At 38.7% G+C, this 13,682-nt stretch carries 13 protein-coding genes and 2 pseudogenes; 12 read left to right on the top strand and 3 right to left on the bottom strand.

Features of this window, described 5'->3' with window-relative positions:
* Positions 1 to 37 precede the first annotated feature (37 nt).
* The gene (locus UYK_RS24250; protein WP_016871591.1) at positions 38 to 664 is read left to right on the top strand and encodes a COG4705 family protein; all 627 of its coding nucleotides are present in this window, start codon (positions 38 to 40) and stop codon (positions 662 to 664) included.
* Between the two features lie 67 nt (positions 665 to 731).
* Positions 732 to 1,043, top strand: coding sequence for a VIT1/CCC1 transporter family protein (locus UYK_RS24245; protein ID WP_016871590.1), 312 nt, complete (start codon positions 732 to 734; stop codon positions 1,041 to 1,043).
* Positions 1,044 to 1,088: 45 nt separating this feature from the next.
* Here the strand turns inward: UYK_RS24245 and UYK_RS0113725 are convergent, their stop codons facing one another.
* Positions 1,089 to 1,817 carry a PrsW family intramembrane metalloprotease gene (locus UYK_RS0113725; protein WP_235182332.1) on the bottom strand — a complete coding sequence of 243 codons (729 nt, stop codon included), beginning with the start codon at positions 1,815 to 1,817 and terminating at the stop codon, positions 1,089 to 1,091.
* 148 nt (positions 1,818 to 1,965) lie between these two features.
* Entirely contained in the window at positions 1,966 to 2,733 is a 768-nt protein-coding gene (locus UYK_RS0113720) for a sulfite exporter TauE/SafE family protein (RefSeq protein WP_016871588.1), read from the bottom strand.
* Between the two features lie 393 nt (positions 2,734 to 3,126).
* Between UYK_RS0113720 and lepB the strand changes: the two are divergent.
* From lepB to UYK_RS0113670, 10 genes and pseudogenes are all read left to right on the top strand, one after another.
* A pseudogene (lepB, locus tag UYK_RS24240) lies at positions 3,127 to 3,688 on the top strand (signal peptidase I).
* Positions 3,689 to 3,841: 153 nt separating this feature from the next.
* On the top strand, positions 3,842 to 4,840 hold the full coding sequence (locus UYK_RS0113710; RefSeq protein ID WP_016871586.1) for an RNA polymerase sigma factor, RpoD/SigA family: 999 nt from the start codon (positions 3,842 to 3,844) through the stop codon (positions 4,838 to 4,840).
* 95 nt (positions 4,841 to 4,935) lie between these two features.
* The gene (locus UYK_RS0113705; protein WP_016871585.1) at positions 4,936 to 5,313 is read left to right on the top strand and encodes a sulfite exporter TauE/SafE family protein; all 378 of its coding nucleotides are present in this window, start codon (positions 4,936 to 4,938) and stop codon (positions 5,311 to 5,313) included.
* A gap of 121 nt (positions 5,314 to 5,434) precedes the next feature.
* The gene (locus UYK_RS0113700; protein ID WP_026086466.1) at positions 5,435 to 6,271 is read left to right on the top strand and encodes a sulfite exporter TauE/SafE family protein; all 837 of its coding nucleotides are present in this window, start codon (positions 5,435 to 5,437) and stop codon (positions 6,269 to 6,271) included.
* 1 nt (position 6,272) lies between these two features.
* The gene (locus tag UYK_RS0113695; protein WP_016871583.1) at positions 6,273 to 6,656 is read left to right on the top strand and encodes a DUF1634 domain-containing protein; all 384 of its coding nucleotides are present in this window, start codon (positions 6,273 to 6,275) and stop codon (positions 6,654 to 6,656) included.
* Positions 6,657 to 6,745: 89 nt separating this feature from the next.
* Entirely contained in the window at positions 6,746 to 7,663 is a 918-nt protein-coding gene (locus tag UYK_RS0113690; protein WP_016871582.1) for an alpha/beta hydrolase, read from the top strand.
* 52 nt (positions 7,664 to 7,715) lie between these two features.
* Positions 7,716 to 9,551 (top strand): APC family permease, encoded by a 1,836-nt coding sequence (locus UYK_RS0113685; RefSeq protein WP_026086465.1) that lies wholly within the window; start codon positions 7,716 to 7,718, stop codon positions 9,549 to 9,551.
* Positions 9,552 to 9,760: 209 nt separating this feature from the next.
* Positions 9,761 to 10,702: a lysylphosphatidylglycerol synthase domain-containing protein gene (locus UYK_RS0113680; RefSeq protein ID WP_016871580.1), complete on the top strand. Its 942-nt coding sequence runs from the start codon at positions 9,761 to 9,763 to the stop codon at positions 10,700 to 10,702.
* An 81-nt stretch (positions 10,703 to 10,783) separates the two neighbouring features.
* Positions 10,784 to 12,451 carry a bifunctional lysylphosphatidylglycerol flippase/synthetase MprF gene (locus UYK_RS0113675; RefSeq protein ID WP_016871579.1) on the top strand — a complete coding sequence of 556 codons (1,668 nt, stop codon included), beginning with the start codon at positions 10,784 to 10,786 and terminating at the stop codon, positions 12,449 to 12,451.
* Between the two features lie 109 nt (positions 12,452 to 12,560).
* Entirely contained in the window at positions 12,561 to 13,259 is a 699-nt protein-coding gene (locus tag UYK_RS0113670; RefSeq protein WP_016871578.1) for a phosphatase PAP2 family protein, read from the top strand.
* Positions 13,260 to 13,305: 46 nt separating this feature from the next.
* Here the strand turns inward: UYK_RS0113670 and UYK_RS24235 are convergent.
* Positions 13,306 to 13,682 (bottom strand): annotated as a pseudogene (locus tag UYK_RS24235) (heavy metal translocating P-type ATPase); the annotation flags it as partial.

The following is a 13,682-nucleotide window of genomic DNA, read 5'->3' as shown; positions in this document are numbered from 1 at the left end:
AAGAGCGATCGCAATAGTAAGCGTTACATCCTATATTATGAGTGGTGTATTACTCATTGCGCTTTGGAATCAGTTTAGGCAGAAAAGGTATGTCCCAGTAAGTTATTGGATTGTAGTCGTTTTTATGAGTATCACTGGCACACTGATTACTGATAGATTGGTAGACGAGCTTGGAGTTAGTTTGATGACAACTACTATAGTTTTTAGTGTTGTCTTGCTAGTAGTTTTTGCGCTTTGGTATTCAAAAGAAAAGACATTAGCTATGCACTCCATCAACACAGCTAAAAGAGAGCTTTTCTACTGGATAGCTATTTTATTTACGTTTGCCTTGGGTACGGCAACAGGAGACTTACTAGCAGAGGCTTTGAAGCTAGGTTATGCCCAATCAGCACTAATATTTGGTGTTTTAATTGCGATAGTAGCTGGTGGTTATTATTACTTTAGAATAAATGCAGTCTTGGCATTTTGGATAGCATATATCTTGACTCGTCCGCTTGGAGCATCTATAGGTGATTTACTATCTCAACCTGCTAAAAATGGTGGTTTTGGTTTAGGTACAGTCGAAACTAGTATGCTTTTTCTTTCTATAATTGTAAGTCTGGTTATTTACTTAAGCCTTAAGCAGAAGCAACCAGCACCATTGCCGATTGATCGACAAGATTGATTAATGATAGCGACGATTTGCCATGTTGCTCAACAGTAGAATGAGGGTTTGATTATCTTAGGTTGACATGACTACTGTGCGATGGGCTACGCTCTGTCGGAGGCGATCACATAATTTTCACAGGCAGGTCAGCAACTTTACCATTGCAACTTCCTACATTGCTGGCGGATTAATCCCGCTTTCACCCTACATATTCATCAGTGACCTTACAATAGCACTCAAGGTATCAACGATAACAACACTAGTTGCATTATTTGCTTTTGGTTTTGTAAAAGGACACTTTACTGGAGTAAATTCATTGCGTAGCGGACAGCAAACAGTTTTAGTGGGAGGGCTAGCAGCAGCAGTTGCTTTTGGTATTGCTCGGATGATTGGATAATATTGAATATACATCTATTAAAGATAAGTTAGAAATAATATCTAGTTAGATGAGGGGAGACTTGGCCTCACTTATCCGCCTGTTGAGTAATGTCAAGCTGGTGTAAGCAACAAGCATACTCAGCAACTCTAAATTAATAGATGCAATAAATGTAGCGCCTCTGAAACTGTTAAATATATCCCACAAAGCATGGAGTAAAACAGATGTTAAAAAAGCTCCTAATACCTGCCAATTTAATACCGCACGACCTGCTTTCTCTCGTTCCCTCCATAGTACAGCGCAGACCAGCCCAGTCCAAGCTGCGTGTCCAGCAGGAGATAACAGTCCGCGAGCAAATAAGACCCCATCAAGGACAAGTAGATTCCCCTGCGATCGCAAAAGTGTAACGAAGGCATAACCCATCGTTTCCAGTGCAGCAAAACCCATTGCAGAAGCAGTTCCTAAAAGTATTCCTGTTGCCTCAGAACGCAGGCGACCTTTAAGATAAAATCCTAAAGGGAAAATTAACTTAGCACTTTCCTCAATTAATCCCACGCCAAGCATTGGCAAAAAGCCCAGCGTTTCCAGAACATTATACTCAAGGGTTCCCGCGACAATAGTACCTACCGCTCCGCCCCAAAGAAAACAGATAGCCATTGCAGGAAAAGACACTTCCCAATTTGGTAGAGTTTCGTAGAGGTAAGTTACAAAGGTAATAGGTATTAAAAAAGACCCAAGTAAAATGACGCTAGGGACAAAGTTGAGGTTATTGGTTGCTATAAGCGTTTTTTCCATTGCGTATAGGAGAACAAGCCCGCCAATGAATATTTGAAACCACTTGCGTTTGATAAAACCCATATTGAAACGATCAATATTTTGACAACTTAAACAATACTAATTAAATCAGATATAGTGATAGATAAGTATATCAACATAATTTTATTTACTTAATTACACTAGCAATCTCCGTATAACCAAAGTAAAGTGCTAGGACAATTAAAAAAGCGCTGTACAAGCGACTTAACATCAGACCTGGCAAACGCAGGGCAAGTTTACTTCCCAAATAGGTAGATGGAAAAACTCCCACGGCTAGCCAACCGGTCAACTCCCAGTCAATATGTCCCAAGAAAGCATGAATGATTGTTGAAGGGATTGCCATGAGTGTAACAGTTGCAAGGGAGGTTGCCAAGGCTGCTCGTAACCCCAACCCAATACCCAATTGATAAAGAGGGACTAACAAAAGTCCGCCACCATTGGCAAGCAAGCCATTGATTAATCCCAACAAAGGCGACCAATAGGGAATAATTGCCTCATGCAGTTGTACTTTCGTTTCAGGTAAGCTGCGATTTCGGAGTCCACTTAAACCGTAAACTCCCACGGACAGGATAAACCCTGCCGTTAAAAGCATCAGGATTGTCCCTGGAAGAAATTCAGTAATCCAGGCTCCGAGTAAGACACCAGGGAAGCCCCAAAGACTAGTTAATAAGGCAATACGCCAGTAAATGAGATGTTCCTTTCGATAGGCGATCGCGCCTCCGATTGCACTCGGTAATGTAAGTGGAAGCGGACTAGCCAGAGCAATTAAAGGTGGTAGTCCTAACAGCCGTAGAATGGGCGTACCAATTGAACTCCCGCCTAAACCAAACAGCCCAGAACAGAAACCCATGCCGACTCCAACCAATATTTCTAAAAACCAAGGTAAGGAAGTCATGTTAAATAGAACCTGATATTTTTCATAAAGACTGAGTATGCTTACTGAATGCGTGATTGTAGTTATTTAATTTGGATAGACATCACTTTTTCAACTTTTTGACAAAATCCTGTAACATCAAGCTCTTAACTTAAATAAATATCAGTTTTTGCTGAATTAAGCACATCTGCTCTCTATCAGAGAAATCTTTTCGAGTTCTTGACTTTTACCTCTTAATATGAAGTTACAAACCGAGATTACAGGAATTAAAAGTTATGAATAATTTAGACTACGATTCTCAAAATTTTACCACCAAAGATTTAATTTATGACTGAAGCCAACATCAATACATTTGCTCACTAATAACTTTCAAGACTTATCTCTGTCTAATGCTTGTTATTTATTATCAACACTATGTCTAACATTCATCACCAACAATCATCCCCATCAAAAAATGAAAATATTTTGCTAGAAACAGTTAAAACAATTGGTTTAAGCCTAGTTCTTGCTTTCGGTGTTCGCACATTTGTTGCTGAAGCTCGTTATATACCCTCTGGCTCAATGGAACCAACACTCCAGATTAATGATCGCTTAATTATTGATAAGGTTAGCTATGATTTTATCTCACCTCAACGAGGTGATATTGTTGTTTTTAATCCGACCAAAACACTGCTTTCTGAAAACTACCACGAAGCTTTCATTAAACGTGTAATTGGCTTACCAAAAGAAACAGTTAAGGTTAAGAATGGACTAGTTTATATTAATGGCTCGCCTTTAAAAGAGAATTACCTTGAAGCTAAACCAGACTATCAATGGGGGGCCTGTAATTGTACCAAATAATTCTTATCTAGTTCTGGGAGACAATCGCAACAATAGCTATGATAGCCACTATTGGGGTTTTGTCCCCCACAATAAAATCATAGGTCGAGCCATTGTTCTATTTTATCCTCTCAACCGAATTGGATTTTTCAATTAACCTGTTTACATTCTCTAGTCAAAAAAAGTCAGCATTTTAATCAATAAAATTCATTATTTCATTCTAATTTCATTTCTTGATGTCATACTAACTACACAGAGTCAAAAATCATTTACTCCAAGTCAATCAGTATTTACGAAGGTTCAAAAAACTATGAAAAATATATCTCATCCATCTATAGAAGTAAGCGATAAAAATGAAAAATCTTTATCCAATGCTGATATTGTGCGTACCTATCTGCACGAAATCGGACGTATTCCTTTGTTAACTCATGAACAAGAAATTGATTTTGGTAAGCAAGTTCAACAAATGATGATTTTACTTGCTACCAAAGAAAAATTAGCTATTCAATTAAAGCGTCAACCTACACAAAAAGAATGGGCTGAAAATATAAATATCAGTGAAGAATTACTAGTGCAGCAACTACGCCAGGGATATCAAGCCAAGCAAAAAATGATTAAGGCTAATCTACGCCTTGTAGTGTCTATTGCTAAGAAATACCAAAGACGTAACCTAGATTTTCTTGACTTAATTCAAGAAGGAAGTTTAGGTTTAGAGCGAGGAGTTGAAAAATTTGACCCTAGCAGAGGATACAAATTTTCAACTTATGCTTATTGGTGGGTTCGTCAGGCAATTACACGAGCGATCGCCGAACAAGGGCGTACTATTCGCTTGCCTATTCATATTACAGAAAAACTCAATAAAATCAAGCGAACCCAACGTGAACTAACTCAAAAATTAGGTCATACTCCTAGCGCAGTTGATATTGCTGAAGAACTATCTTTAGACCCCAAACAAATTCGAGATTATTTACTCTTAGCACGTCAACCTGTCTCTCTGGAATTACGAGTTGGCGCAGAAAGAGAGACGGAATTACAAGATATGTTGGAGGATGAAGGAGTTTCTCCTGAATTTTACACTGAGCAAAAGTTTCTCCAACAAAATATTCAAAATTTATTGTCAAAACTAACTCCCCAGCAACGAGAAATATTAAATTTACGTTTCGGTTTAGTAGATGGAAATGAACTGTCCTTAGCGGAAATTGGTCAGCGCATGGGTGTTAGTAGAGAACGAGTAAGACAGATAGAGCTACAAGCTTTGAGTACTCTACGCAGGTATAAAGAACAAGTGCGTAGTTATCTGGCTAGTTGATGCTGAGAGCATAATACGAATAGCAACATCAATTTCAGCTAATAAAAAACTCTGTGATACTGGCAAAAGTACATTAATGAGGAATAAGTTTAATTATGACTAATATTTGGCTTTGCATAATTTTGGGATTGGTAGCAGGAATTGTTAGTGGCATGACAGGTATTGGTGGTGGAATAATTATCTTACCTGCTTTGATTTTTTTCTTAGGATTCTCTCAGCACCAAGCACAAGGAACTACATTGGCTTTGTTAGTTCCACCAATAGATTTATTAGCAGCATGGACTTATTACAAGCAAGGATATGTAGATATAAAAGTAGCTGCACTTCTCTGTCTAGGATTTATTTTAGGTGGGTGGTTCGGTGCCAAAATAGGAACAAGTTTACCGAATGGGGTTTTAACTAAAATATTCGCCTTGCTACTAATTATGAGTGCTGTTAGAGTTTTATTTGCAACCCCTAATGATTCCGTGTAATTAATTATTTCTTAACTTGTTTACCATATAATGCAGGCGTTGCTATTGAGTTTTTCAATAAGCAACGTTTAATTTAGAAGCGAAGGTGCGTTGGCGTGACGCGCCCACCGGAGGTGTTCGCTTGAATGTTTTAGAATTTACCCTATTAGTCTGGATTAGTTCTGCTACCGCAGGCTTTTTGGGAGCGTTGACAGGCTTAGGTGGTGGAGTGGTGCTTGTCCCTCTATTAACTTTGGTTTTTGGTGTTGACATTCGTTACGCAATTGGTGCTTCGCTAGTATCCGTAATTGCAACTTCTTCCGGCGCTGCTTCTGCTTATGTCAAAGAAGGCTACACTAATTTACGCTTGGGAATGTTCTTAGAAGTAGCAACGACGTTTGGAGCGATCGCAGGTGCAACCATAGCAGCTTTTGTTTCCACTAGAATACTCGCTGTGGTCTTTGGATTTGTTTTACTTTACAGCGCCTATCTCTCGCGTCAATCCCGTCCTGAACACTCAGCTGATACTCCACCTGATCGTTTAGCAACTCGTTTAAAGCTAAATAGCACTTACCCAACACAGTCAGGTGAACAACCTTACAATGTCTATGCTGTTCCCGTAGGATTTAGTCTGATGTTTGTCGCCGGAGTGCTTTCCGGGTTACTTGGTATTGGTTCTGGCGCACTCAAGGTACTAGCAATGGATCAATTCATGCGGATTCCGTTTAAGGTTTCTACTACTACCAGTAACTTTATGATTGGGGTGACAGCAGCAGCTAGCGCGGGTGTGTATCTGAAACGAGGTTACATTGACCCTGGACTAGCAATGCCTGTCATGTTAGGTGTACTTTTAGGCGCATTATTGGGAGCTAGGGTATTGGTAAAAGCAAGAGTAGGCGTTTTAAGAAATATTTTTAGTTTAGTTATTGTGCTATTGGCAATTCAAATGATTTATAACGGCTTTACTGGGAGAATTTAAAATGTCCCAAAATCGACGCAACTTGAGTGAAAGAAAAGTCGAACTTTTGGTTGGAAATTTGTTAAGATACGGCGTACTTTTAGCTTCATCTGTAGTCTTGTTTGGCGGAGTTTTATACCTAATTTATCACGGCAAAGAAACTCCTAATTATCAAATCTTTCGCGGTGAACCTCCAGTTTTTCGCTCTCCTGAAGGAATTGCAACCTCAGCATTATCAGGTCGTCGTCGTGGCATTATTCAACTTGGATTGTTGTTATTAATTGCGACTCCTGTTGCTAGAGTTGCTTTTTCTCTATTAGCTTTTATGCGTCAGCGAGATATCACCTATATTATTTTGACTTTGATTGTTTTGACTGGGCTGATTGTTAGTTTTATAGGTGGTTAATAAATAATGAACTACTATTGGCATTGTAAGAAATTATAGAAAAGTTTAACTTTAATATTATTCTAAGATAATAACCAAGGAACTTATAAATGAAGTTACGATGGTCAAATATTTTACTAGCAGGTATGGCCATAGTTGCTACCTTGTTGGCAACTGGCTATTGGTATGTGTTTATTGCTGGTGTACCGCAACTTGATCCTCCGCAGGTAGAGAAAAATACAGGATTGTCCTTTGAGCTAAAAACTTTCAACAGCAAGGCAATGGGAGAAGTGCGACAATATGGCTTAATTCTTCCTCCCGACTATGCCAAGAACCCAAACAAACGCTATCCAGTCATCTTCCTACTCCACGGGGGACATGGCGATGCTCGTGCTTATCAGGATAAAGCGGCTGTCACCTCCGTACTACATGACCTTTACAAAAGTGACAAATTACCTTATTCAATAGTGATTACCCCAGATGGCAACGACAAGCGCGGTACAAGTCCGTTTTGGGATTCAGATTACTATGATGGCCCCAATGGTAAAGTTGGCACTTTGATTGGTTCAGAGTTAGTCAAAATTGTGAAATCTCGTTATCGGACGTTGAATGAACCGCAGTTTTGGTCAATGGGAGGACAATCAAGCGGTGGTTGGGGAGCTTTTAATATTGGTTTACGCCACCTGAATAACTTTAATATTTTCTTTAGTTCTAGCGGCTACTTTACCGATAGCAGTGGTACGGCAAATAGTCCCCAAGATTTTATTGAAAAAATACCAGTGGCAGAACGTAAACGCATTAGAGCATATTTGGATGCTGGAGAGCAAGATAAAGAATTTCTGACCTCAACTCAGCAGTTTCATCAAACTCTAGATAAGTTAGGAATTGCAAACGAATTCCATGCTTTTCCTGGCGGTCATGGTATTGTTGGCGCAGATGTTGGCTGGAACTACTGGCACAAACATCTAGCAGACCAACTTACCTATGTGGGAAAGCAATTTAAGCAAGCCTCAGCGCAGAAGAATTAATCAATCTGCTTTCTATATTGGGATTATTCTACCGTTTTCAAATGTTTTTTGTATGTCTTTGTACTCTAAAATTAAGCATCAGCTGATTGGTTCATCCTTACCAACTAGCTCCTATTCTACAGAAAGATTAAGCAATGCGGCTGGATTAGCTGTTCTCTCGTCTGATGCGCTTTCCTCTGTTGCCTATGCGACTGAGGAAATTTTAACTGTGCTAGTTTTGACAGGTAGTAGTACGTTAGGCTTATCTCTTCCTATTGCTCTAGCCATTAGTCTGCTGTTAGCAATCGTCACGCTTTCCTATCGGCAAACTATTCGTGCCTATCCTACTGGTGGCGGAGCTTACACGGTGGCAAGTGAAAACTTGGGTCTTTTCCCTGGTTTAGTTGCTGCTGCTTCTTTACTAATAGATTATGTCCTGACGGTAACGGTAAGTGTTGCAGCTGGGATTGCTGCTCTGACCTCTGCTTTTCCTCTTTTGCAAGACTTCACTGTTGAGCTTTGCGTGATTTCTATTTTTTTATTAATGTTAGCTAACTTACGAGGCTTGCGAGAATCTGGCAATTTATTTATGGCTCCCACTTATGCTTTTATTATTTGCATATTTATCCTACTAATTTTAGGTATTTATCATCAATTTACAACATTAATTCCTCAAACTTATCCAGCAATTCCAGCAAAAGAACCTCTAAGTTTATTTCTGATTTTACGAGCATTTGCAGCAGGTTGTACAGCAATGACAGGGGTGGAAGCTATCTCTAATGGAGTCATGGCTTTTAAACAACCAGAGTGGAAAAATGCTCGTATGACAATGTTATACATGAGTATGATTTTAGGGACAATGTTTTTAGGTATTACTTACCTTGCCCATGCTTATCATGTTGTTCCAGAATCTAATCAAACTGTAGTTTCTTTGCTAGGTCGTCAAATCTTTGGTAGTGGAATACTATATTATTTTTTGCAGTTTACGACATTATTGATTTTACTACTAGCTGCAAATACAAGTTATGCGGATTTTCCGCGACTTGCCTCAATGTTAGCCAGAGATAGTTTTCTACCTCGGCAGCTGTTACTGTTGGGCGATCGCCTGGTTTACTCCAACGGTATTATTTTACTGAGTATTTTAGCTGCTATTCTAATCATTATTTTCCAAGGCGAAGTCAACGCAATTATCCCTCTGTATGCTGTTGGGGTGTTTACCTCCTTTACCCTCTCGCAAGCCGGAATGGTACGTCATTGGTTTAAGGAACAAACATCAGGTTGGGGTACTAGCGCAATCATTAATGGTATGGGGGCGATCGCTACTTTTATCGTTGCTATTGTGATTATTGTGACAAAATTCCAAGCAGGAGCTTGGGTTGTAGTTCTAGCTATTCCCCTCGTTGTCAGTTTATTTCTCTTAATTCGCCGTCACTATCAATATGTAGCTAATCGTCTCAGTATTGAAGGAATTCAAATTATAAATTATCCAACCAGATTAAAAGCAGAAACTATTACCCATCCTGCTGTCGTCCTTGTTGGGCAACTGCACAAAGGTACTGTAAAAGCTCTTGATTATGCCCGCAGCATAGCTGATGAAATTGTGGCAGTTCATGTTGATATTGGTTTTACAGATCGAGAACAAATTCAGCAGCAGTGGCAGCAATTAGAGTTAGATATTCCTTTAGTAATTTTAGACTCTCCTTACCGCTCAATAGTCACTCCCCTGGCTGAATTTGTAAGTGAATATGAAACACAACACCCAAATGTATTTACTACCGTCATCATACCCGTTTTTGTTACACGTCATTGGTGGGAAGATTTGCTGCACAACCAAACATCTTTGTTTTTACGCAGGGCTTTACGCAATAAACACAGCAGTGTAGTTACCAGTGTTAGGTATTATTTGTAATATATGAAAAAGTTTGAAAACAATCCGAAAAGTATAATAATTAGTCTGACTTGATAATATGATTGCTATCAATTGCTGCAACATCCTTCCTTCTCGTGGTAGATGGGTTAAGCATAGAAGGCTTTTACTATAAATTATGTATCAAGTATGTATAAGCCAAAACCGAATAAATTGTTAATGACAGTAAATAACTGTTCTTGACTTTAAAGATGAATCAAAAACGCTTTTCTCAAATTAGTTTATCTGTTTTTGGCTTGTTGTTGTTTGCTTTCTCTCTTTGGACAATCAACAACGAACTGCGGCAGTATAAACCAAGTGATATTCTCCGTAGTTTGATAGAAATTCCCTCAAATCGCTTGTTTATAGCCATTGGATGCTCCATCGCAGGCTATCTAACACTAACTAGTTATGATTTTCTAGCCTTCCGCCATATCCGTCGTTCGCTTCCTGGTAGTGCAATTATTTTTACAGCTTTTATCAGCCATGCTATCAGTAATTCTGTTGGCTTTGCTCTTTTAACAGGTGGTGCTATTCGCTACCGTCTTTATTCAAATTGGGGGGTATCAGTAGGAGCGATCGCTCAAGTAATTGCCTTCGAGAACCTGAGTTTTTGGTTAGGACTGTTCGCCGTAAGTGGGATAATATTTCTTCTTGAACCACTTACTATTCCTACCCTACTAAATTTACCCTTTGTGTCTGTTCATCCAATCGGAGTTATTTTTCTAATCCTTGTAGGAGCATATTTGCTGGGAAGTTATTTTTATCATCAACCCTTAAGGATTCGTGGACAGACATTTTCTTTCCCTTCCTTTCGACTTTCCTTGAAGCAAATAGGAATTTCTTTAGTGGATTGGGGATTGGCGATCGCTGTTCTTTATCTTCTGTTACCCCCAAGTATTCCTTCGTCCTATTTCGGCTTTGCTGGTATCTACTTACTAGCAATGATTGCAGGTATTGTTAGCAACGTTCCTGGAGGCTTAGGAGTGTTTGAAACCGTAATACTTTTGCTACTGCCATCAGAAGTAACAGCCCCAGCAGCTTTGGGTTCGCTAATAGCTTACCGAGGAGTTTACTATATCCTGCCCTTGATAGTTGCAGTGGTGTTGCTGGGTTTGTATGAAATGAATCAACGGCTAAAAGTGCGTTCCTAGCTTAATTTATGTTTAACCCAACTTGAAATTAAACTTGCTCCACGACACAATCAAATAGTTAAGCAAAGTGAGGAAAAGCAATTGCTAAATAAACGTCAACGGATTGGATTGTGGACAGCCTCTATTTTAACCGCTATGGTAGGGGTTGTGAATTTGATATCTGCGGTTACTCCCAATTCACCTAGACGCACAGAATTAATAGAGCAATTTGTCCCTTTTGATATCCGCGCAGGTGGACATTTTTTTGCAGCAATCACTGGATTCATATTGTTAACTCTGGCAGCTAATTTATTACGACGTAAGCGAGTAGCTTGGTTACTAACAGTTGGATTACTAATTGTCACTATTATCAGCCATTTAATCAAAGGATTAGACTATGAAGAAAGTCTGCTGGCTGGAGTCTTGCTAGGTCAACTTATTTTAATGCGTCACATTTTCACTGCCAAATCAGACCGTCCTTCCATTGCTCAAGGAATTCGAGTTTTGATCGGTGCATTGCTGTTTACATTAGCTTATGGCACTGTAGGTTTCTTTCTACTAGATAGGCAATACACAGTTAATTTTGACCTACCAGAAGCATTGCTGCAAACTTTGGCAATGTTTTTCACGGCTGATAATGCAGGGTTAGAACCAACAACGAGATTTGGACAATTTTTTGCTGATTCAATATATTTCGTAGGTGCTTCCACATTAGCTTATGCTTTATTCATGCTCTTGCGTCCGGTATTATTAAGAAATCCTGCTTTAGAAGTAGAAAGAAAACGTGCAAAAGAAATTGTAGAACAATATGGAAAATCTTCGTTAGCAAGATTTACTCTCTTTGATGATAAAACTTATTACTTCAGTCCCTCTGGGAAAAGTTTCATCGCTTATGTAGCAAAAGGCAGAGGTGCAATAGCTTTAGGTGATCCAATTGGCCCACTCGAAGAAAGACAAGAGGTAATTATTGGGTTTCAACTATTTTGTGAGAAAAATGATTGGTATCCTGCATACTACCAAACTTTACCAGATGATTTAGATATATATAAATCTTTAGGCTACCGTACTGTTCAAATTGGTGAGGAGGCAATTGTTGACTTACATAGCTTCACCCTTCAAGGCAAAGCTAACCAAAACTTAAGAAATGCCCTTAATCGGCTGACTAAATCGGGTCATAAAGTTAAATTTTATCAACCACCGATTGCCAATGAATTATTAACAGAATTGAGGTCAGTAAGTGATGAATGGCTTAAGATGATGCAGGGAGCCGAGAAAAAATTTTCTGTTGGTTGGTTTGATTATGACTACTTGCGTGAATGCGAAATTGTGGTTGTATATACTCCAGAAGGAACAATTAGTGCCTTCGCAAATGTGGTATCAGAGTATCAGAAAAATGAAATTACTATTGACTTGATGCGACGACGTACAGACATTGAAAAAGGGACAATGGAATTTTTATTTGTCTCAATGTTTCAGCACTTCCAGCAACTCAACTATGACGGTTTCAATTTAGGATTATCAGCACTTTCTGGAGTTGGAAAAACACAAGATTCTCCAACTTTGGAGAAAGCATTAAAATATCTCTACGAACACTTAAAAAAGTTTTATAACTTTAAGGGTTTGCATACATTTAAGGATAAGTTTAGTCCTCGTTGGGAACCTCGTTACTTAGTGTATCCGAATTTAGCTGCACTACCCGATATAGTGGTAGCTCTGGTAAGAGCAGATTCAGGGGATAGATTACTAGATTACTTTAAACCAGGTGCTTAAAAGCTTAATTTAAATAAAGTAACTGAATTTTTGATTTAAAATTATCTTTTCAGTTTCTTGACTATTATTCTATAAGCTATAAATCAATAACAGATTTAGACATAACTCAATGATACGAGAAATTCCTACCTTTTGGTTACGCCATGTATATCCTCGTTTAGCTCCTTTAATTGCCACGATTGGTATAGTTGGAATTACTGTTTGTCTGCTGATTTTGTTTGTTGTCGCCAAGCTTGCTGAAGAAGTTCTGGAAAAAGAAGCTTTTGCCTTTGATACATCTTTTTTATTATGGCTACATCAATTTGCCAATCCGAGTCTTGATAATTTGATGCTATTTATTACGAATCTTGGTAATCCAAAGACAGTAGTAGTAGTCGCAGGAGTTACTTTAGGAATACTTTGGTGGCGACGTTACCGGATAGAAACATATATTTTTGTGCTTACTTGTATAGGAGGGTTAATTCTAAATACAGGTTTAAAGTTATTTTTTTCAAAACCCCGCCCGCAACTTTGGACACTTTTGATTTCTGAAAAATCTTTCAGTTTTCCTAGCGGTCATGCACTAGGCTCTATGGTATTGTATGGTTTTATTGCCTATATACTAGCTACTCATTATCCTCAATTTTCACGGTTAATCTATGTTTTAACAGTTATTTTAATAGCGGCAATTGGCATCAGTCGCCTATATTTAGGAGTACATTGGCCGACAGATGTAATTGCTGGATATGGTGTTGGATTTTTGTGGTTAATGATATGTATTACGATGCTGAAACTACAGAAATTCAGGCAAGGACAATTACTAGAGTAAAACCTTTAATAACGTTACTAATCTCTGTAGAATATGCGTTATTTGTTTAATTTTTCAAAGTTTTGGTTTTAAATAGCCGCATTCCATTTGCAGTAACTAACAGAGAAGTTCCTGTATCAGCTAAGACAGCGATCGCTAAACCAACAAACCCAAACGTCCCCAACAGCAAAAATAAAGCCTTAGTTACCAGAGAAAAAACTACATTCTGTTGAATCACTGACACAGTACGTCGGCTTAAATCTACTGCATAAGCAAGCTGTCTCAAGTCACTACCGACCAGCACCACATCTGCTGTCTCTAAAGCGATATCAATTCCACCCACAGCAAAACTAATATCTGCCGTAGCTAAAGCAGGTGCATCGTTAATGCAATCTCCAACCATACCTACTACTCCGTGACGACGCAATTGTTGAATTGCTTGGA

It is taken from the genome of Fischerella thermalis PCC 7521 (assembly GCF_000317225.1).
GTDB classification, from domain to species: Bacteria; Cyanobacteriota; Cyanobacteriia; order Cyanobacteriales; family Nostocaceae; genus Fischerella; species Fischerella thermalis.
This window is presented reverse-complemented; position numbering and strand designations above follow the sequence as displayed.

Coding starts and splice junctions, on each gene's coding strand:
- UYK_RS0113720 (WP_016871588.1), bottom strand. CDS start 2,733: ATGACTTCCTTACCTTGGTTTTTAGAAATATTGGTTGGAGTCGGCATG.
- UYK_RS24250 (WP_016871591.1), top strand. CDS start 38: ATGAGTGGTGTATTACTCATTGCGCTTTGGAATCAGTTTAGGCAGAAA.
- UYK_RS24245 (WP_016871590.1), top strand. CDS start 732: ATGACTACTGTGCGATGGGCTACGCTCTGTCGGAGGCGATCACATAAT.
- UYK_RS0113695 (WP_016871583.1), top strand. CDS start 6,273: ATGTCCCAAAATCGACGCAACTTGAGTGAAAGAAAAGTCGAACTTTTG.
- UYK_RS0113685 (WP_026086465.1), top strand. CDS start 7,716: ATGTCTTTGTACTCTAAAATTAAGCATCAGCTGATTGGTTCATCCTTA.
- UYK_RS0113710 (WP_016871586.1), top strand. CDS start 3,842: ATGAAAAATATATCTCATCCATCTATAGAAGTAAGCGATAAAAATGAA.
- UYK_RS0113705 (WP_016871585.1), top strand. CDS start 4,936: ATGACTAATATTTGGCTTTGCATAATTTTGGGATTGGTAGCAGGAATT.
- UYK_RS0113670 (WP_016871578.1), top strand. CDS start 12,561: ATGATACGAGAAATTCCTACCTTTTGGTTACGCCATGTATATCCTCGT.
- UYK_RS0113725 (WP_235182332.1), bottom strand. CDS start 1,817: ATGGAAAAAACGCTTATAGCAACCAATAACCTCAACTTTGTCCCTAGC.
- UYK_RS0113680 (WP_016871580.1), top strand. CDS start 9,761: ATGAATCAAAAACGCTTTTCTCAAATTAGTTTATCTGTTTTTGGCTTG.
- UYK_RS0113690 (WP_016871582.1), top strand. CDS start 6,746: ATGAAGTTACGATGGTCAAATATTTTACTAGCAGGTATGGCCATAGTT.